Consider the following 18919-nt stretch of genomic DNA (forward strand, 5'->3'; position numbering starts at 1 on the left):
GAGGCGACGCGCTGTCACGCGAGCGACGCGGCCCTGTCATTCTTGTCAGTACAAACCCATCGAACAACCAGCAGCGAGCCATCAAAAACCCCTCAAGGAGCGCCGCCGTGGGCCATCCCTTCCCGATCCGCGAGATCGCACGTCAGGCAGGTCTCAGCGAGGCCACCGTGGACCGTGTGCTGAACGGCAGGGGAGGGGTGCGGGAGAGCACCGCCGAGGAGGTCCGCCGGGCCATCGCCGACCTGGACCGGCAGCGCACCCAGGTGCGGCTGGTCGGCCGTACGTTCATGGTCGACATCGTGATGCAGGCGCCGGAGCGGTTCACCACGGCCGTACGCGCCGCCCTGGAGGCGGAGCTTCCGTCGCTGCACCCGGCCGTGCTGCGCTCCCGCTTCCACTTCCGGCAGACCGGGCCGGTGGAGGAGCTGGTCGCGACCCTGGACCGGGTCACCCGTCGGGGCTCGCAGGGCGTGATCCTCAAGGCACCGGACGTCCCCGAGGTCACGGCCGCCGTCGGCCGGCTCGCCACCGCGGGCATCCCCGTCGTGACCCTGGTGACCGACCTTCCCGCGAGCGCCCGGCTGGCGTACGTCGGCATCGACAACCGGGCGGCGGGCGCGACGGCGGCGTACCTCATGGGGCAGTGGCTCGGCGACCGTCCCGGCAATGTCCTCACCAGCCTCAGCAGCGGCTTCTTCCGCAACGAGGAGGAGCGCGAGATGGGCTTCCGAGGCGTCATGCGGGCCCGGCACCCCGAGCGCACACTCGTCGAGATCGCCGAGGGGCAGGGCCTGGACGCGACCCAGTACGACCTCGTCCGCGCCGCCCTGGAACGCGACCCCGAGATCCGGGCGGTCTACTCGATCGGCGGCGGCAACATAGCCACGCTGCGAGCCTTCGAGGACCTGGGCCGCGAGTGCGCCGTCTTCGTGGCCCACGACCTCGACCACGACAACACCCGCCTGCTGTGCGAACACCGCCTGTCCGCCGTGCTCCACCACGACCTGCGCCACGACATGCGCGAGTCCTGCCACCTGGTGATGCGCGCCCACGGCGCACTACCACCCGCGGGACCGGCGGTGCCGTCGTCGATCCAGGTGGTCACGCCCTACAACATGCCTACGGCGCCGGCACGTTGACCGGCCGGCGGTGCTGCGGTGGGGGTGGTGCCGTGCCGGGGGTGTCTTCGGCGATCGGGCAGTCAGCGATCCGGGCGATCACGCCTTACAACGTGCCTACGGCGTCTGCACGTCGACCCATCCACCCGTCTCCGCGGACCGCGTCATCGCGTCCAGTACGGCGGCGCTGCGCACGGCGTCCGCGAGGGTGGTGCCGTGTGGCCCGGCCTCGGCGATCGAGCGCAGGAAACGGTATGCCTCGATGACCTTGAGGTCGTCATAGCCCATGGCGTTGGCCGCGCCCGGCTGGAACGCGCCGAACTCGCCGTCGCCGGGGCCGACGTACACCGTGCTGACGGGCTGGTCCTGGTACGACGTGCCGCGGCTGACCGCCAGCTCGTTCATCCGGCGGAAGTCCCAGAAGACCGCGCCCTTGGTGCCGTGCACCTCGAAGCCGTAGTTGTTCTGCTCGCCGACCGAGACCCGGCAGGCCTCCAGGACGCCGCGGGCGCCGGAGGCGAAGCGCAGCAGGCAGTTGACGTAGTCCTCGTTCTCGACGGGGCCGAGCTCGCCGCCGGAGGCGAGGGCGTGCCCGGCGGTGGCACCCGTCGGGCGGGCCCGCTGCGGCACGAACACCGCGGTGTCGGCGGTCAGCGAGGCGATGTCCCCGAGCAGGAAGCGGGCCAGGTCGGCGCCGTGCGAGGCCAGGTCCCCGAGCACCCCGCTGCCACCGCGCTCGCGCTCGTACCGCCAGGTCAGGGCACCGTCGGGATGAGCCGCGTAGTCGCTGAACAGCCGGATCCGCACATGCGTCACCGCGCCGATGTCACCCGAGGCGATCAGATCGCGGGCGGCCTCCACGGCGGGCGCGTTGCGGTAGTTGAAGCCGACCGCCCCGTGCACCCCGGCCTCGGCCACCGCGTCGGCCACCGCGCGGGCGTCCTCCGTGGTCAGGCCCACCGGCTTCTCGATCCAGATGTGCTTGCCGGCCGCGGCCATCGCGACACCGATCTCCCGGTGCAGAAAGTTCGGGGCGGTGATGCTGACCGCCTGCACCCGCGGATCCGCGGCCACCTCGCGCCAGTCGCGGGTCGTCGAGGAGAACCCGAACTGCGCCGCGGCCTCCTCGGCCCGGCCCGGCACCTCCTCGGCGACCGTCACCAGGCGCGGCCGCAGGGCGAGCCCCGGGTAATGGTGCGGAACGCGGGCGTACGCCTGGGTGTGCACCCGGCCCATCCAGCCGAATCCGACGACGGCAACGCCGAGCGCATCCACCATGACAGCCCCTCTTTGGACCGGTCCATTTCTTGTCCAGGCCACCCTGGGAGGCGAATTCCGTTGTGTCAAGCCCTTTGACAACCGTGCCCACCACATGGAACGGTCCACGTCATGAGACCGCCGACCATCCGCGACGTGGCCGAGCAGGCCGGAGTGTCCAAGTCGCTGGTCTCGCTGGTGCTGCGCGGTTCCGACCAGGTGCGCCCCGAGAAGCGGGATGCCGTGCTGCGGGCGGTCCGGGAGCTCGGCTACCGGCCGAACGCGGCCGCGCGCAGCCTCAGCGAGCAGCGCACCCGCACCGTCGGTGTCCTCCTCAACGACCTGCGCAACCCGTGGTTCGTCGACCTCCTCGACGGCCTGAACTCGCTGTTGCGCGACAACGGCCTGCACATGCTGCTCGCCGATGCCCGGCTGAACCGCCGCACCGGCGACGATCTCACCGGCCCCTTCCTGGACCTGGGCGTCGACGGCCTGGTGGCGGTCGGCACCCTGCCCGAACCGGCGGTTCTCGGCGCGATCGCCGAGCGGATGCCGGTCGTCGTCGCCGGCGCCCGTGAGCCGGCGCTGCCGGGCGTGGACGTGGTCGCGGGCGACGACGAGACCGGCGCACGCCTGGTCACCGAGCACCTCATCGGGCTCGGCCACCGCCGGATCGCGCACATCGCCGGGTACGGCGCCGTCGGCGAGCTGCGCCGGCGCAGCTTCGAGGCGACGATGCGGGCGCACGGCCTGGCGGCCGAGGTACGGATCGAGACGAGCGACATGACCGAGGAGGGCGGTTACCGCACTACCGTGAGGCTGCTCAGCCGTCCGGACCGGCCGACCGCGATCCTCGCCGTCAACGACATCGCCTCCGTCGGCGCGCTGTCGGCGGCCGAGGAGCTGGGGCTGCGGGTGCCGCGGGACGTCTCGGTGACCGGCTACGACAACACGAGCATCGCCCGGCTGCGCCACGTCTGGCTGACCACCGTCGACACGGCCCCGCACGAGGTCGGCCGCCGCGCCGCCCGCTGCCTCCTCGACCGCTTCGAGCGGCCCGGGGGAGCGGGCCGGGTCCACCTCGCCGCACCGACCCTGGAGATCAGGGGCACCACGGCGGCGCCCCCCGGCCTCACAGATTGATCGCGTACGCCTTGCGCAGCGTCTCGTGCACCGTCCACGTCGTGCGGTCGCCCTCGCGCAGCACGGCCATGTCGCCCGGCCCGACCTCCAGCGTGGGCCCGCCCTGGACCGCGATCGTCGCCGAGCCGCTGATCACGACGAACAGCTCGTCCGCCTCGGTGTCGGTGACCACGCCCGGGGTGATCTGCCAGATCCCGCGGATCTGCCGACCGTCCTCCGACTCCCAGACCACCTTTCCGGTCACCTCGGGCGACCCCGAGACGATCTGCTCCGGGTCGAGGGGCTCGGGCTCGAGCTCGGCGTCGGGGATGTGGAGAGCGAAGCTGTGGGTCATGGGACGACCCTAGCGAGCTCGTCGGCGCCCGCGCCGTCGACAGAATGTGGGACATCGGTCCTGGTGGGAGGACACTTCGTCGGGGCGAAGCGAAGTGGCGGCGCCACCGGGCGCGGGTGATCGTGGGGAGCATGGACGACTCCACGGCGGCCCCCGGGCCCAGCCCGCACGGCACCCGCGAAGCCGTCCTGTTCGGCGGGGTCTACGGCGCCGTACTGGCCAGCGCGCTGGTCGCCGCGCTCACCGAGTACGGCCACACCTCCCAGGCCGCCCGCCGCTACGACGCCCTCTGGCTGCTGGTCACCGCGCTCGCCTCCGCCCTCGCGCACGGCTACGCCCACTACATCGCCGAGCGGGGCCCGCACCGCGGCCGGGAGGTGCTGCGCATCCTGGCCGACGAGTGGCCGCTGGTCGCGGCCGTGATCCCCACGGTCTTCATCCTCGCGGGGGCCGGGTGGGGCTGGTGGCCCGCGAGCGGGGTCGAGTACCCGGCGTTCGTCCTGAACATCGTCATCCTGTTCGTGCTGGGGCTGGTGACCGCCCGCGGGGCGGCGCGGACCTGGCCCGCGGCCGTACTGATCGGCGCGGGGGACGCGTTGCTCGGCGTGGTCGTGGTGGTGGCGAACGCGCTCATCCACTAGCCGGGAGTCCGGTGTGCCCGACCCCTTCCGGTACGCCTGCTCCGACCTCGTACTCGAACCGTTGTGGCGGACGTCTGGAGCGGCCCGCCCCAGGCGATGCCACCATGGGGTTTATGACCCGAATGGCGGGTATGCGTGCGCTCTCGCTGTGCGTCGCCGCCCTGCTCGCGGTGACCCTCCAGACGACGGCGGTACCGGCCGCCGAGCGCCCCGGCCGGGGCTGCGTCGCCGGCGGGCAGAGCACGGACGACCGGGTCCGGAAGGTCCAGGACATCGTGCGGCGGGCCCAGCGGGAGCTCGATCTCAAGGCTGTCCTGGTACGGGTCACGGTGAATGGACGTGAGCTGGTCACCGACGCGGCGGGCGAGTCGATGAGCGGTGTTCCGGCCACGCCCGCGATGCACTTCCGGGCGGGCTCGGTCGCCATCGCCCACCTCGCAACCGTGCTCCTCCAACTCGTCGACGAGCACCGGGTGAGCCTCGACGACCCCGTCTCCCGCTGGCTGCCCGACCTGGCGAACGGCGACCGGATCACGCTGCGGATGCTCGGTGACTCCACGTCCGGGCTGCACGACTACGTCACCGACCCGGCGTTCGTGAAGCAGTTCTACGCCGACCCCTTCCGGCAATGGACCTCGAACGAGGTGCTGGCCTTCTCGCTCGGCCACCCCCTGTGGTACGCGCCGGGCACCAACTGGAGCTACTCGCACGCCAACTTCGTCCTCCTCGGCGAAGCCCTGGAGAAGATCACCGGCACGCCGCTGGACCGGCTGCTGCGCGAACGCGTCCTCGATCCGCTGCAGTTGAGCCAGACGTCGAACAGCTTCACCCCGGAGATCCCGCAGCCCGCGCTGCACGCCTACGACGCCGAACGCGGCACCTACGAGGAGTCCACGTTCTGGAACCCGTCCTGGACCACCGCCCCCGGCGCCGTCTTCACCACCGACATCTGCGACCTGGCGGGCTCGGCCCAGGGCATCGGATCGGGCCGGCTGCTCTCCCGGCACTCCTACCAGGTGCAGCTCGACCCCGGCACTCCCGGGCTCGGCGCCCCGACCGCGACCTGCCCCGCCACCGTGTGCCTGAAGCAGACCGACGCCTTCCACTACGGCGTGGGCGTCATCGTCAAGAACGGCTGGGTGGTGCAGAACCCCTCCTTCGCCGGCTTCGCGGCGGTACAGGCCTATGAGCCGGGCGGGCGGCTCGCCATCGCCGTGTCCACCACCGTGGGTCCCGAGGCGCCCGCGGGCAACACGGCCCAGACGATCACCAACCGCATCGCCGCGGCCCTGGCCCCGGACCACCCGCTCGGCCTCGACATCGGCTGACCTCAGCGGGTGACGCGCACGCCGTCCAGCGCGATCGCCAGCACGCGGTCGCGCTGTGCGTCGTCGTCGCGCCGCGGGCGCCGCCCTCCTCGTCCCGGTCCGGCGCGCCGGCCGGGTCACCGGCCCTGTCGCGGAGCGAGCGGCAGCGGCACTCGTACGCGTGCGGTAGGGTTGACCTGCGCGATCACGCGGAACACCGTGTGACATCGCACCGGGACGTGGCGCAGCTTGGTAGCGCACTTGACTGGGGGTCAAGGGGTCGCAGGTTCAAATCCTGTCGTCCCGACTTGCGAAGGCGCAGTTCAGGGCCCGGGCCGGAGTATTCCGTCCCGGGCCCTTCCTCGTTCCGGCTTGTTGCGGCTCGTTCTGGTGGCACCGGTTACTCCGATTACTCCGACGTGGCGGAGCTTCCTCGACGCCGCCGCTCGGGGAACATGGGCAGGGGGCCGGTGCTCAGGCTCGCCTTCGGCTCCGGCCGGATGCCGGGGCCGGGCTGGGGCCTGAGCCGCCAGCCCGCGGCGACGGCGGCCAGGACCAGCATGACTTCGATCGTGCCGAATCGGTCGCCGATGCATTTGCGGCTGCCGCCGCCGAAGGAGTTCCAGGCACCCCGCGGTACGGCTTTGGCCCGCTCGGGCAGCCAGCGGTCGGGGTCGAACCGTTCGGGGGCGGAGTACAGCGCCGGGTTGCGGCCGAGGGCGTAGAAGCTGAGCAGCACGGTGGTGCCCGGGGCGAGCCGGACTCCGGCGAGCTCTGTCTCGCACGTGGTCGACCGGGTCAGCAACCAGGTGGTCGGGTACATGCGCAGCGCCTCGATGACCACACGCCGGGTGTAGTCCAGGTGGGGCAGGTCGTCGAAGCCGGGCCGGCGGCCAGGGAGGAGCCCGTCCAATTCACGGTGCAACTGCTCCTCCACCTCGGGGTTTTCGCCGAGGAGGTGGAAGATCCAGGCCAGAGTGTTCCCCGTGGTCTCGGTCGCACCCAGGAGCAAGGTCATGACCTGGTCGTGGATCTCGTCCCTGGCCAGTCGCCCGCCGGTTTCCTCGTCCTCGGCTCCGAGCAGGCCGGACAGCAGGTCCCCGTGGTCGATTCCGGCAGCATGGCCGCTGATGGTCCCGTCGATGACGCTTCGCATCCGTTCCAGAGCCCGGTCGAAACGGCGGTTGCTCCGCGTGGGCAGCTTCTCCATCAGGGCGACCGGAGCGACCATGCGTGTGTAGAAGCCCCGGGTGATGACCGGCAGACAGCGCTGGATCTCGGCGACGGCCCAGTCCTCGATCCGGGTGGAGAACAGCGTGCGGACGATGATGCGCGCCGTGAGCGCCTGCGTCGCGGCATTGACGTCGAAGGCCCGCCCTTCCTGCCACGAGTCGAGCATGGAGCCGATCTCATGGCCCATCACGGTGGCGTAACCGGCCATCTTCTCGGGATGGAAGGCCGGTTGCATCAGCCGGCGTTGCCGCCGGTGGTCCGCCCAGGAGGACGTGGCCAGGCCGTTGCCCGTGAGGAGGCGAACCTTGTCGAAGAGCGGGCCGCCCTTGTCGAAGGTCCGTGAGTCCCGCAGTACCTGCTGGACCAGGTCGGGATGGCAGGCCAGGTATGTCCGGTGGGGACCGAGCCGGACCTCCACCAGATCGCCGTGGGCGGGCAGTGCGGCCAGGAAGTCCAACGGCCGTCGCCGCAGGGGTATCGCATGGCCGAGCAGGGGGAGCCCACCGGGAGCCACGCCCGTGGTCGCGGGGCGTGAGACCGGTGGTGCCTCGTGGGTCGCCGTCAACTCTTCATCTCCTTCCGGTGTGGATGCTGAAAGCGCTGGACCGCTGACGCCCCGTTTCCGTGGCCGGTCCGGGGCAGGAATCTGGCGATGGGAGCGGTGAGGCTGATCCATCCGGAGGTGGAGCCGTCCCACACGGATCCGTCGCCGAAGTAGCGCGGGGTGAGGTATTCGTACTCCTGGCTGCCCGCGAGCAGGTGATCAAGCCCGACGAGGTAGGTGCGGACATCCGCGCGGGTGCCGAACGGTCCGTGCCGCACGGCGTCCCGGGCCGCGATGTACGCACGCTCATGGATGCCGACCAACTCGCAGACGGTGTCGACGGCCTGCTGGAGCGTCAGCCCACAGTGGCAGCACAGTACCCGTACCGCGTTCATGGGGTCTCCCTGCTCCTTGCGCAGGGACAGCAGGTCGTTGACGAGGATCAACTGACGCAGCGCGTGGGCGTGCATGTCCACGAACTGAGGCGACGCGGCCGGCCCGGTGATGTCGATCGCGAGGGCGTATTCGGTGAGCAGGAGCATGAAGTCGCAGCCGAAGCTGTCGAGTCGCATGGTCAGGTAGGTGTCGTAGTCCGGAACCGAGCCGGACAGTTGGTAGGGAAGCTCGTTGGTGACTCCCTGCAGAAAGCTGCTCATGCTCGACCTGAACCGCTGGATCTGACGTCGCGTCAGTCCTGGGCTGATGCGCCGCCACAGGTCTCGAGCCGCCCGTCCGAACGGGGAGTTGTCGCCCATTGCGGTTTCGGTCCCGGCGCCGAAGTCGGCCATGATCCCGTCGAAGACGTCGCGGGCTCCGAGGTGGCTGGCTCCCAGCCCGGTGTGGTCCGCCGCCAGATTGTCGATGAGCCCTACGAAATGGTAGAAGTCGGCAAGATCCAGGACGCGTTGTTCATCGGCCGTCGGAGCAATGAGGGGTGCGTACAGGCCCACTCGTTCGCGCAGGAGCTTAAGCAGGTCCTCTTCGTCGGCAAAACACCCTGCCAGAAAGCGGCGCACCCAGGAATTCGACCGGAACTCGATCTGCGCCGCCTTGGGGTGGTACGCCACCGGAAGAAGCCGCGGCAGCTCCGGGAGGAAGAATCCGTCGGCGTCCTCGTATTCGTACCGGGCAAGCAGCGAGGTGCCCGTGCGCAGCGGCGAGATGTCAGACATGGGGTCCCCTGGAGTCACGGGAGTTCATGGCGGGCGAGCGATGACGACACATGCGCCGAGGCGCTCAGGAACTGCGCGCGGAGGTGGCATGAGCCAGCCCGCGCAGGGCCGTGATGGCATGAGGTGGTAACGGCGCGCCGCGGAGCGCGCTCAGGGCCCTGCGTCGTCTGCTGCTGATCATCTGTTCCACCGCGGAGCGGGCGCCGGTGGACACCAGCACACCGCGGATCGCGTCGGCCTGTTCCGTATCGAGGTCCGAGCGGCCCACCAGTGAGCGCAGCACGCTCAGCTGCGCGCAATCGGCTCGAGCGATTCCGAGCGCCATCAGTACGGTGTACTTGCCCTCACGAAGGTCGTCGTCGACGGGTTTCCCGGTCTTCCTGGGATCGCCGAAGACGCCGAGGAGGTCGTCTCGCAACTGGAAGGCCTCGCCGACGGGGAGGGCGTACGCGGTCAGCGCATCCAGGATCGTGCGACCGGCACCCGCGAGCGCGGCACCGATGTGCAGGGGGCGCTCGACCGTGTATTTGGCGGTCTTGAAGCGGCTGATCGTCAGGGCGTGCCCGATCTCGCCGATCGGCCGTCCGGTGGCCAGCAGATCCAGGTACTGGCCGAGCATGACCTCGCCGCGCATCGTGTCGAGCAGCGGGCGAGCCGCTCGTATCTGTGCGGGTGACAGACCTGCCGTGTGGAACATCTCGTCCGACCACGCAAGAGCGAGATCGCCGAGCAGTACGGCGGCGTGGATGCCACACCGTTCCGCATGTCCGGGAATGCGCCGGTGCCGGTGGAATTCGGCAAGAAGCCGGTGCAGAGTCGGCCGTCCCCGGCGGGTGTCGCTGTCGTCCATGACATCGTCATGAATGAGAGCGAAGGCATGGAACAACTCCAGGGACGCGGCGGCTTTCACCACGGGCCCCGGATCCCGCGCGCCGCCCGAGGCATACCAGCCGCACAGGCACATCACCGGTCGGACGAGCTTGCCGCCGGGGGAAAGGAAACCGCGGAGCATCTCCTTCGGTTCGAGCAACTGGGAGGGCTCTGCCATGAGACATTTCCGGTCGAGGAAATCGGCGAGGGCGGAGCCTGCCATGTGCCGGATCTGCGCAAGGTCCGGCGCCGAGTGATCGAGAGTTACGGCCCGATCCTCTGCATCTATCGCCGCTCGCATGGCCCCCCCAGGGATACGCCCGTCACAGCGGAGCTCTGGAGGGGGCTGCCGCCACCTGCGTAAACCGTGAGGGATCGCGAAAGACCTTGCTCCTCCGGGGCTCACGTGGAGCCTTCACGGGGCGACCGGCGGTGAAACCTGCAACGATCCCCATGCGCACCATGGCTCACGATCTGGCGCGCACGGGGGGCGCGTTTCTGGCTCCGGCGCGCCCCATGAGATCCCCATGCGCCCTCGGCGGCCGCCGTTGGGCGCCTACGTCAAGCGGCGGGGCGTCAGTCCCGCGGCGATGAGTTCGTCACGCGCCAGGGTCACCATGGGATCGGCACCGCACTGAGCTGCGAGATCCACACCCTGGTACAGCGGCTCGGCAGCCTGCGAAACCCGGCCGGCCCGGCGCAGTGCCGTGCCCAACTCGACCTGGGCGCAGGCGAGCTCGTACGCCGAGGGCGATCGCTCCAATTCCGTGACTGCACGCTGCAGCAGGGTGATGGTCTGGGGGCCGTCGCTCAGCCGTGCCATGACGCGCAGCGCATGCCCGGTGGTGGATGCCGCGCCGAAGCGTTCGGCACGCTGCACCGCTTTGTGAGCCAGCTCCCGGGCCCGCCGGACATCTGTGACGTGGGATGCGAGGGCGAGGCGCAGAAGCCATGGATACAGCGCCGGATTGCGCATCCCGTGTCCGTCCAGCCGCTCTCCCACGTGGGTCAGTTCCGCTGCCGCTTCCTTTGCCATTCCCCGGGCCAGCAGCAGTTCGGCATATACGGTCTGGGCGTCGGGAAACGTCACGACAGGCGGGAACGGCCCGCCGAAACCGTGATCCGCCGCCATCCTTTCCGCCGCATCGACCTGACCTCGGGCGAGCAGGATCTCGATCAGGCTTCCGATCGCGTACCAGTGCGCGGGCGCGTGCGGACTCACCCGGTCGGCCAGCCGCAGTCCCGCCCTGACGAAGTCCTCCGCGTCGGTGAGCCGGCCGCAGCGGAACCGGATGTAGCCGAGGAAGGTGTAGCCGAGTGCCAAGGGAGTGCCACGCCACCCCTGGCGCTCGAACTCCGCGATGCCGCGGGCGAACAGGTCTTCGGCCCGTTCGGGACGGTCGCAGTACAGGAAGGTCAGCGCCACCAGTGCCGGAACCTCGAACCCCCACCGCTCGTCGGTCCAGCTCATCTCGTCGCTCATCGCCCGCTCGGCGTACTGCAGGGCCGTCGACACCGACTCGCCGCGCACCACGGCGTCCCACCCGCGCAGTCCGAAGAGATACCGCTCCGTTTCCTCGTGCCCGGTCAGCCGCTCGGTGAGCTGGGCGAGCCGGCGTGACAGTGCCGGGCCGTCGTGGTCCTCGGAGGTGAAGGCCGCCAGCATGAAATGCTCGGTCAGCAGCCGCAGTCGGCCGCGCGCGTCCGCGGTCGTGCGGGCTTCCTCCTCCATGACGCCCATCGCTTCGGTCAGTTGGCCACAGTACGCCAGCGCCCGCGCGAGACGGATCACGATGCCCTGACGCAGCTCGGGTGGCAGGTCGGGTTCGTCCAACGCCGCCCGCAGATGGTTGACCGCGGTCGTCGGGTCGTGTGTCAGAGCCGGCGAACCGAGCTCGTGCAGGATGGCGGCCCGCAGCTCCGCGACCGGAGTTTCGCGCAGGGCCCTGCTCAGACAGCGGCGGGCGGCCTCGGGAGCGCCCCGGCGCACATACTCACGGGCCGCGTCGTGCAGCCGGCGGGCCACCGCGTCGTCGCCCTCGGGCTGAGTCTCCAGCAGGTGCCGCGCCGCCACTGCCGCACCCAGGCCCGCATCGATGAGTTCCCACGCCGCTTTGCCGTGCATGGCCGCCCGGGTGCCGCCGGGAATCGCCCGGTACACCGCCGTGGCAATGAGCGGATGCGCGAACTCCAGCCGCTCACCGGGCTTGAGGATGTGCTCGGCCCGCAGCAGGTCCGCCGCCTGCGCGACGTTGGCCGGGCCCAGTGCCGCCAGGGACGCCACCAGATCCGGGGTCGCCTCGGAACCAAGAACGGCCACCGCCCAGGCGAGGCGGGTGGCGGACGTGCCCAGTTGCTCGAGCCGGTCCACCAGACCGCCGCCCATGGTGGTGGCCGCGGCCAGGTCCGGCAGCAGCCGGACATTCTCCCGGACGGGCTCGACTTCGCGTTCGCGGATCGTGGCGGCCAGCTCCACCGTTTCGAAGGGATTGCCGCCGGTGACCCGCCACGCCTCGTGGCAGAACCCCTCGTCGACGTCCTTGACGAGCGCTTCCCGCAGCAGCGTGGAGACCGCTGCGGGCGTCAACGGCTCCAGGTCCAGCGGCCGCACCCGGTTCCGCTCCATCATGCCGCTGAACGCCTTCGCGCCCTCGGTCGGTTCCTCCGGCCGGTAGGCGACCACCATCAGCGTCGGCAGATCCTCGGCCTGCCGGGCGAAGGAGGTCAGCCACATCAGGGACTCGAGATCCACCCAGTGCGCATCATCGACGATCATGACCAACGGTCCGCGCCGCAGCGCCACGTTGGTGACCAGCCAGTCCAGGCCGTCCCGCACACCCTGCGGATCGGGTGCCGCTCCATCCCCCGCGGGGCACAGGCCGATACAGGGCCCGATGATCCCGTACCAGTCGCCCAGCAGCTCGCGCCGCTCACTGTCGGAGTACGAGGCCAGCAGCGGCTGGAACAGCTGGCGCACCACGTGGAAGGCCACGCCCTGTTCCAGTTCGCCTCCCTTGGCGGACAGCACACGGCACTCGCGCTCCGCGGCGAGCCCGCGCACCGCGTCCAGCAGGGTCGTTTTGCCCGCTCCCGCAGCGCCGGTGAAGGCCAGCACACCGTCCCCACGGGCCACGGGGGTTGTCGCGCCCGTCTGCGAACGACTGCTCAGAGCGTCCAACGACGTCTGCGCCACGGTCAGTTCGACGTCTCGTTCCAGAGTGCTCGGGACCATCCCGATGCTCCGACGGCGCCGCTCGCCGGCCCCCGCTCGCGTCCCACGTGGCTGTGTCTCGGTCCGACCCACCAGCACTCGTCCCCCTCGCGGCATGGCGCCCTACGTTGCGCGCCGGGATTCCCACCTTGACACAGCGTATCCACCGATCAACGCTCGGCGAGCAGTCGATGTGCACATACACCGCGCACGAGCGTATGGGGCTACACTGTCGCTTCCTCGCCTGCTTGTGAACGAACAGCGCGTGCTTCGGGTTACGCCGGAGCGCGGGACAGCCGCCACTTCAGGCGGCCACGGGGCCGCTCAGCTCGGTTCCCGATCGGCCCGGGCGGCCCACAGACCGCGTACATGGCCCAGGTGACGGGTCATGATCTCGCGCACGGCCCGCTCGTCGCGGTCCAGCAACGCGTCCAGAAGCTCCAGGTGTTCTTCGGCGGAGGCCAGCAGACTGCCCGCCTCCACCAGCGCGGTGAGCCCGTAGAGGCGGGAGCGCCCCCGCAGATCGGCGACCACCTCCACGAGATGGGCGTTGCCGGCCAGGGCGAGCAGCCCCAGGTGGAAGCGGGTGTCCGCCTCGACGTACGCGATGAGGTCGCCCGCCAGCGCGGCGGTCACGATCTCCCGGGCGGCCGGGCGCAGCGCCTCCAGGGAGACCCGGTCGGCCGCCTTGGCCAGCTGCACCACGGTGGGGACCTCGATGAGCGAGCGGATGTGCGTGTACTCGTCGAGCTGCTTGTCGGAGACGGCGGTGACCCGGAAGCCCTTGTTGGGGACGGTGTCGACCAGTCCCTCCTTGGCCAGGTCCAGCATCGCCTCGCGCACCGGCGTCGCCGAGACACCGAAGCGGGCGGCCAGCGAGGGGGCCGAGTAGACCTCACCGGGCCGCAGCTCGCCGGCGATCAGCGCGGCCCGCAGGGCCTCGGCAACCCGCTCGCGGTAGCTGCTCCTGCGGCCGCCCAGGCGGGGGAGTTCGGGTGCGGCAGACGGGGGGCTGCTGCGCTGGGCGGTCATCGGGCGTCTCCTCGAACGGCTGGTGCCATGTCACGTGCTGCCAGTATGGACGGCTGGGGCCTGTCCGGCGGACCAAGTCGCAGGAAAGCAGCGGCGCCGAATCAGCACAGATGGGCGTGCCAGGCCCCGCGTCTGCGGCATGATCCGCCGGACGGGCCCTAGAGCACGAAGCCCTCCGGGAAGGGGTCGGTCGGATCGAGCAGATACTGGGCCGTGCCCGTGATCCAGGCGCGGCCGGTGAAGCTCGGCAGCACGGCCGGGGTCCCGGCGACCTCGGTCTCGCCCAAGAGCCGTCCGGTGAACCGCGTGCCGATGAAGGACTCGTTCACGAACTCGGTGTGCAGGGGCAGTTCGCCGCGCGCATGCAGTTGTGCCATGCGCGCGCTGGTGCCCGTACCGCAGGGCGAGCGGTCGAACCAGCCGGGGTGGATGGCCATCGCATGCCGTGAGTGACGGGCGGTGGCGCCGGGCGCGTACAGATGGACGTGATGGCAGCCGCGGATGGAAGGGTCCTCGGGGTGGACCGGTTCGTCCTCGGCGTTGATGGCGTCCATCAGGGCCAGACCCGCTCTCAGGATGTCGTCCTTGCGGGTGCGGTCGAAGGGCAGGCCGAACTCCTCCAGCGGCAGGATCGCGTAGAAGTTCCCGCCGTACGCGAGGTCGTAGGTCACCGTGCGCCCGTCGGCGAGCACGGCCTTGCGGTCCAGGCCGGCGGAGAAGGACGGCACGTTCCTGAGCGTGACGTTCCTGGCGGCACCCTCCTCGACCGCGACCTCGGCGACGACGAGTCCGGCCGGGGTGTCCAGCCGGATGGTGGTGACCGGCTCGACGACCTCCACCATGCCGGTCTCCACCAGCACGGTCGCCACGCCGATCGTGCCGTGCCCGCACATCGGCAGATAGCCGGAGACCTCGATGTAGACGACGCCCCAGTCGCAGTCGGGGCGGGTCGGCGGCTGCAGGATCGCACCGCTCATCGCCGAGTGCCCGCGCGGCTCGTTCATCAGCAACTGCTTGATGTGGTCGCGGTGTTCACGGAAGTACAGCCGCCGCTCGTTCATCGTCGCACCGGGGATGGTGCCGATCCCGCCGGTGATCACGCGGGTGGGCATGCCCTCGGTGTGCGAGTCGACGGCGTGCAGGACGAGTTTGCTGCGCACTTTCGGGCCTCCTTGTCAGCCGAGCCCCGCGACGAGGGCCTTCCCGGTCGCCGCTCGGACGGCGGCCTCCTGCTCGGGCAGCAGCGGGACCCGCGGCGGGCGCACCGGGCCGCCGTGCCGTCCGGCGATGTCCATGGACAGCTTGATGGCCTGCACGAACTCGACCCGCGAGTCCCAGCGCAGCAGCGGATGCAGCTGCCGGTACAGGGGAAGGGCGGCGGCGAGGTCCCCCGACACGGCGGATCGGTACAACTCGGTGCAGGCGGCGGGCAGCGCGTTCGGATAGCCGGACACCCAGCCCCTGGCTCCCGCGACGGCCAGTTCCAGCAGTACGTCGTCGGCGCCGATCAGCAGATCGAGTTCCGGGGCGAGTTCGGCGAGCCGATAGGCGCGGCGTACGTCGCCCGAGAACTCCTTGACGCCGTGGATGTGGCCCTCGCCGTGCAGCCTCGCGAGCAGTTCGGGGACGAGGTCGACCTTGGTGTCGATCGGGTTGTTGTACGCCACCACCGGCAGGCCCGCCCGCGCGACCTCGGCGTAGTGGGCGAGCACGGACCGCTCGTCGGCGCGGTAGACGTTGGGCGGCAGCAGCATCACCGACGCGCAGCCCGCCTCGCCCGCCTGCTCGGCCCAGCGGCGGGCCTCGGCGGAGCCGTAGGCGGCGATGCCCGGCATCACCCGCGCGCCGCCGATCGCGGCCACGGCCGTCTCGACGACCCTGGCGCGCTCCTCGGTGGTGAGCACCTGGTACTCGCCGAGCGAGCCGTTCGGTACGACGCCGTCGCAGCCGTTCTCCAGCAGCCAGGCGCAGTGTTCGGCGTATGCGTCGTAGTCGACCGTGAGGTCGTCGCGCAGGGGGAGCGTGGTGGCGACCAGGACGCCGCGCCAGGGGCGGTTCTCCGGGAGGGTCATGAGTGGTCCCCAATCCGATGGTGTGTGACATAGTACTGATGTCGGAAGGTGAATGTGAATGCTGCCGGCGGTCAGTCCGACTGTTCCTCGTCCTGTCCGGCGAGCACCCCCAGGGGCACCGGCCGGGCGAGCGGCTGCCGCGCCGGGGTGAGCGGGCACCCGGTGAGCCCGGCGACCGCCGCACCGCACATCCGGCCCTGGCACCAGCCCATCCCGGCCCGGGTGAGCAGCTTCACGGTGCGCAGATCGCCGGCGCCGAGACCGTTCACGGACGTCCGGATCTCCCCGGCGGTGACCTCCTCGCAGCGGCACACGACCGTGTCGTCCGTGACCAGGTCCGCCCACCCCGCGGGCGGTTCGTACACCGCATCGAGCGCCGTGAAGAACCCGCGCAACCGGGACCGGGCGCGGGCCGCGGCGGCCCAGGCGCGCGGGTCGGGCCTGGACCCGTTGAGGCGGGCGGCGATGGAGTGGCCCGCGATGTGCCCCTCGGCCAGGGCGAGCCTCGCCCCGCCGATCCCGGTGGTCTCCCCGGCCGCCCAGACGCCCGGCACATCGGTGCGCTGCTCGTCGTCGACCTGGACGTTCGTGCCGACCAGCCGGCAGCCCAGTGTCCCGGCCAGGTCGGTGTGCGGCAGCAAGCCGTGCCCGACGGCGAGAGTGTCGCACTCGATGCGGCGCCCGCCGCCGGGCACGGTCCGACCCCGGGCGTCGAGCGGCGCGACGGTCACCGCTTCCAGCCGGTTTGTGCCGTGCGCCTCGACCACGGTGTGCCGGACGAGGGTGCGCACCCGGTGACGCAGCAGCCGGGCCGCGTACCAGGCGCCCTCGGCGAGCTTGCCGGGCTGCGCGGCCAGGGCGGAGGTCCGGCGCAGGAGGGCCCCGGGATCCGCGGACTCGACGAGCGCGGCCACGCGCGCGCCTGCCGCCGCGAGCCCCGTCGCCACGGGCAGCAGCAGCGGCCCGGTCCCGGCGACCACGGCGGTGCGTCCCGGCAGCACCAGGCCGCCCTTGAGCATGGCCTGCGCCCCGCCCGCGGTGACCACCCCGGGGAGGGTCCAGCCCGGAAAGGGCAGCACCTTCTCGTAACTGCCGGTGGCGAGCAGGACGGCGTCGGCGCGCACCGCGACACCCTGCTCCTGGGCGGGACCCCGCAGCGCGTGCACGGCGAACCCGTCGGCCCCCGACTCCCCTTCCACACACCACACGTGATGATCGGTCAGATGGCGAAGGCGTCCGGCCGCGATGTGGTGCTGGAGCCCGGACCGCAGTCGCTCCCAGGTCCGCCACTCGTGATGGAGGGCCTGCGGGCGGCGCGCGCCGAACCCGGCGGCGGGCTGCCGGTAGAACTGCCCGCCCGCCTCCTCGGCGGCGTCGACGAGGGTGACGTGCACCCCCCGCGCGGCCGCCGCCAGTGACGCGGCGAGGCCCGCCGGGCCCGCCCCGATCACGGCGAGGCGCGGTCGCTCAGCCATCGTGCCCCGTCCCTTCCCGGCTACGGCCGTCGTGGCCGGTCCCTTCCTGTGTGCGGATCGTGTCGCCCGGCCGTACCGGAACCAGGCAGGCCCGCTGATTCGGCCGGCCGTTGACGGACACCAGGCAGTCGAAGCACACCCCGATCCCGCAGAAGACCCCGCGCGCACGGCCCTCGCGCCGTGTGGTGCGCCATGCGGTCACGCCCGCCGCCCACAGTGCGGCGGCGACCGTCTGGCCGGGCAGCGCCTCGATCGTCCGGTCGTCGAACGTCACCGTGAACGCCGGACCCGGTCGCGCCCCGGCCAACTCAAGTGGATTCATGCGGTGTTCACCTCGTCTCGTGGGAAGCGCTCCGGCCGGAACGGCGTGAGGTCCAGTTCCGCCGCTGTGCCGCTCAGCACCTGGGCGATCAGATGCCCGGTGCCGGTGGCGAGTCCGATGCCCGCGCCCTCGTGCCCGCAGGCGTGGAACAGCCCCGGCACCCGGGGGTCGGGCCCGATCGCGGGCAGGTGGTCGGGCAGGTACGGCCGGAAACCCGCGTACGTGCGCAGTGCGCGCACCCGGGCCAGGAACGGGAACAGCCGGGTCGCGCCGGCCGCCAGCGCCCGTACGGCGGGCAGGGAGAACGACCGGTCGAAGCCCACCCGTTCGCGGCTCGCGCCGATCAGGACCGGCCCGGCGGCCGTGCCCTCGACGACCGGTGAGGTCTTCAGCGCGGCCGAGTCGCTGGCGACGTCCGCCACGTAGTCGGCCGCGTACACCTTGTGCCGGACCATGCGGGGCAGCGCCTCGGTGACCAGGACGAAGCCGCGCCGGGGGAGTACGGGCAGGTGCACGCCCGCCAGACCGGCCAGCTCACCGCCCCAGGTTCCCGCGGCGTTGACCACGGCCGGCGCGTGGATCTCGCCGTGGTCCGTGCGGACGCCGCGCACCGAGCCGTCCGGCGTGTGCGGCACCGCGGTCACGGTCCGGCCGGTGAGGAGGCGGGCGCCCGAGGCCCGCAGCAGGTGGGCTGCGGCCAGCGCCGGCATCACCTGGGCGTCCTGCGGATAGTGGACCCCGCCCGCGAGGCCGGGTGCCAGGTGGGGTTCGAGGAGGCGGAGCCGGTCGGCGCTCACCGCCTCCGCCGTGACTCCGGCAGCCCGCTGCCCGTCCGCGAATTTCTCCAGGGCGCAGAGACCTTCGGGTGTTTCGGCGACCACGAGGCCGCCCTTCGGCTCGTACTCGATCGCTTCGCCGGTCTCCTGCGCCAGCTCGGCCCACAACCGGCCTGACAGCAGCGCGAGTTGGAGTTCCGGCCCGGGCTCCTTGTCGGAGACGAGCAGATTGCCCTCGCCGGCGCCGGTGGTGCCGCCGGCGACCGGGCCCCGGTCCACCACGATCACGTCGAGACCCGCCCGTGCGGCGTACAGCGCGCAGGCCGCGCCCACCATCCCGGCCCCGACCACCACGACATCGCAGGTCAGTCGCTTCCCCACGGCAGTACTATGTCACATGTCGCTGTCTCGG

General features: G+C 71.4%; 16 protein-coding genes and 1 tRNA gene. 5 read left to right on the plus strand and 12 right to left on the minus strand.

The genetic code is table 11. The features are described from left to right. The first annotated feature begins 107 nt into the window (after positions 1-107). Complete coding sequence (locus Q8A52_RS10575; RefSeq protein ID WP_316750413.1) at positions 108-1139, plus strand: LacI family DNA-binding transcriptional regulator; 1032 nt, start codon at positions 108-110, stop codon at positions 1137-1139. Between the two features lie 96 nt (positions 1140-1235). On the opposite strand, the gene Q8A52_RS10580 is transcribed toward Q8A52_RS10575, so the two are convergent. Then, complete coding sequence (locus Q8A52_RS10580; protein ID WP_316750415.1) at positions 1236-2396, minus strand: Gfo/Idh/MocA family protein; 1161 nt, start codon at positions 2394-2396, stop codon at positions 1236-1238. A gap of 111 nt (positions 2397-2507) precedes the next feature. Between Q8A52_RS10580 and Q8A52_RS10585 the strand changes: the two genes are divergently transcribed. Next, a complete protein-coding gene (locus tag Q8A52_RS10585; RefSeq protein ID WP_316750417.1) occupies positions 2508-3518 on the plus strand; it encodes a LacI family DNA-binding transcriptional regulator in 1011 nt (336 codons plus the stop codon). Here the strand turns inward: Q8A52_RS10585 and Q8A52_RS10590 are convergent. Further along, positions 3508-3852 carry a cupin domain-containing protein gene (locus Q8A52_RS10590; protein WP_316750419.1) on the minus strand — a complete coding sequence of 115 codons (345 nt, stop codon included), beginning with the start codon at positions 3850-3852 and terminating at the stop codon, positions 3508-3510. The genes Q8A52_RS10585 and Q8A52_RS10590 overlap by 11 nt on opposite strands. A gap of 131 nt (positions 3853-3983) precedes the next feature. Here Q8A52_RS10590 and Q8A52_RS10595 point away from each other — a divergent pair, with 131 nt between their 5' ends. The 3 genes from Q8A52_RS10595 to Q8A52_RS10605 all read left to right on the plus strand — a co-directional run bounded on the left by Q8A52_RS10595 (position 3984) and on the right by Q8A52_RS10605 (position 6107). Further along, positions 3984-4493, plus strand: a complete 510-nt coding sequence (locus Q8A52_RS10595) for a hypothetical protein (RefSeq protein WP_316750421.1) — start codon at positions 3984-3986, stop codon at positions 4491-4493. A gap of 113 nt (positions 4494-4606) precedes the next feature. Then, on the plus strand, positions 4607-5821 hold the full coding sequence (locus Q8A52_RS10600; RefSeq protein WP_316750424.1) for a serine hydrolase domain-containing protein: 1215 nt from the start codon (positions 4607-4609) through the stop codon (positions 5819-5821). A gap of 212 nt (positions 5822-6033) precedes the next feature. Continuing rightward, positions 6034-6107, plus strand: a tRNA-Pro gene (locus tag Q8A52_RS10605). 102 nt (positions 6108-6209) lie between these two features. Here the strand turns inward: Q8A52_RS10605 and Q8A52_RS10610 are convergent. From Q8A52_RS10610 to Q8A52_RS10655, 10 genes are all read right to left on the minus strand, one after another. Beyond that, positions 6210-7598, minus strand: coding sequence for a cytochrome P450 (locus Q8A52_RS10610; protein ID WP_316750426.1), 1389 nt, complete (start codon positions 7596-7598; stop codon positions 6210-6212). After that, on the minus strand, positions 7595-8749 hold the full coding sequence (locus Q8A52_RS10615) for a terpene synthase family protein (protein WP_316750428.1): 1155 nt from the start codon (positions 8747-8749) through the stop codon (positions 7595-7597). Before Q8A52_RS10615 ends, Q8A52_RS10610 begins: the two co-directional genes overlap by 4 nt. A 64-nt stretch (positions 8750-8813) precedes the next feature. After that, positions 8814-9842: a polyprenyl synthetase family protein gene (locus Q8A52_RS10620; protein WP_316750430.1), complete on the minus strand. Its 1029-nt coding sequence runs from the start codon at positions 9840-9842 to the stop codon at positions 8814-8816. Between the two features lie 333 nt (positions 9843-10175). Further along, positions 10176-12851 (minus strand): ATP-binding protein, encoded by a 2676-nt coding sequence (locus Q8A52_RS10625; RefSeq protein WP_316750432.1) that lies wholly within the window; start codon positions 12849-12851, stop codon positions 10176-10178. 303 nt (positions 12852-13154) lie between these two features. Further along, on the minus strand, positions 13155-13862 hold the full coding sequence (locus tag Q8A52_RS10630; RefSeq protein WP_316750434.1) for a GntR family transcriptional regulator: 708 nt from the start codon (positions 13860-13862) through the stop codon (positions 13155-13157). 158 nt (positions 13863-14020) lie between these two features. After that, on the minus strand, positions 14021-15022 hold the full coding sequence (locus Q8A52_RS10635) for a proline racemase family protein (protein WP_316750436.1): 1002 nt from the start codon (positions 15020-15022) through the stop codon (positions 14021-14023). A 15-nt stretch (positions 15023-15037) separates the two neighbouring features. Then, positions 15038-15934: a dihydrodipicolinate synthase family protein gene (locus Q8A52_RS10640; protein WP_316750438.1), complete on the minus strand. Its 897-nt coding sequence runs from the start codon at positions 15932-15934 to the stop codon at positions 15038-15040. A gap of 71 nt (positions 15935-16005) precedes the next feature. Beyond that, the gene (locus Q8A52_RS10645; protein ID WP_316750441.1) at positions 16006-17409 is read right to left on the minus strand and encodes an FAD/NAD(P)-dependent oxidoreductase; all 1404 of its coding nucleotides are present in this window, start codon (positions 17407-17409) and stop codon (positions 16006-16008) included. Then, complete coding sequence (locus Q8A52_RS10650; RefSeq protein WP_316750443.1) at positions 17402-17731, minus strand: (2Fe-2S)-binding protein; 330 nt, start codon at positions 17729-17731, stop codon at positions 17402-17404. The genes Q8A52_RS10645 and Q8A52_RS10650 overlap by 8 nt, the downstream gene beginning before the upstream one ends. Beyond that, on the minus strand, positions 17728-18888 hold the full coding sequence (locus Q8A52_RS10655) for an NAD(P)/FAD-dependent oxidoreductase (RefSeq protein WP_316750445.1): 1161 nt from the start codon (positions 18886-18888) through the stop codon (positions 17728-17730). The genes Q8A52_RS10650 and Q8A52_RS10655 overlap by 4 nt, the downstream gene beginning before the upstream one ends. Between the last annotated feature and the right edge of the window lie 31 nt (positions 18889-18919).

It is taken from the genome of Streptomyces herbicida (assembly GCF_032656585.1).
In the GTDB taxonomy this organism is placed as follows: domain Bacteria; phylum Actinomycetota; class Actinomycetes; order Streptomycetales; family Streptomycetaceae; genus Streptomyces; species Streptomyces herbicida.

Excerpts from the sequence above, each read along its gene's own strand:
- Q8A52_RS10590 (WP_316750419.1), bottom strand. The coding sequence starts at position 3,852 with ATGACCCACAGCTTCGCTCTCCACATCCCCGACGCCGAGCTCGAGCCC.
- Q8A52_RS10595 (WP_316750421.1), top strand. The coding sequence starts at position 3,984 with ATGGACGACTCCACGGCGGCCCCCGGGCCCAGCCCGCACGGCACCCGC.
- Q8A52_RS10625 (WP_316750432.1), bottom strand. The coding sequence starts at position 12,851 with ATGGTCCCGAGCACTCTGGAACGAGACGTCGAACTGACCGTGGCGCAG.
- Q8A52_RS10600 (WP_316750424.1), top strand. The coding sequence starts at position 4,607 with ATGACCCGAATGGCGGGTATGCGTGCGCTCTCGCTGTGCGTCGCCGCC.
- Q8A52_RS10580 (WP_316750415.1), bottom strand. The coding sequence starts at position 2,396 with ATGGTGGATGCGCTCGGCGTTGCCGTCGTCGGATTCGGCTGGATGGGC.
- Q8A52_RS10650 (WP_316750443.1), bottom strand. The coding sequence starts at position 17,731 with ATGAATCCACTTGAGTTGGCCGGGGCGCGACCGGGTCCGGCGTTCACG.
- Q8A52_RS10645 (WP_316750441.1), bottom strand. The coding sequence starts at position 17,409 with ATGGCTGAGCGACCGCGCCTCGCCGTGATCGGGGCGGGCCCGGCGGGC.
- Q8A52_RS10615 (WP_316750428.1), bottom strand. The coding sequence starts at position 8,749 with ATGTCTGACATCTCGCCGCTGCGCACGGGCACCTCGCTGCTTGCCCGG.
- Q8A52_RS10620 (WP_316750430.1), bottom strand. The coding sequence starts at position 9,842 with ATGGCAGGCTCCGCCCTCGCCGATTTCCTCGACCGGAAATGTCTCATG.
- Q8A52_RS10585 (WP_316750417.1), top strand. The coding sequence starts at position 2,508 with ATGAGACCGCCGACCATCCGCGACGTGGCCGAGCAGGCCGGAGTGTCC.
- Q8A52_RS10630 (WP_316750434.1), bottom strand. The coding sequence starts at position 13,862 with ATGACCGCCCAGCGCAGCAGCCCCCCGTCTGCCGCACCCGAACTCCCC.
- Q8A52_RS10640 (WP_316750438.1), bottom strand. The coding sequence starts at position 15,934 with ATGACCCTCCCGGAGAACCGCCCCTGGCGCGGCGTCCTGGTCGCCACC.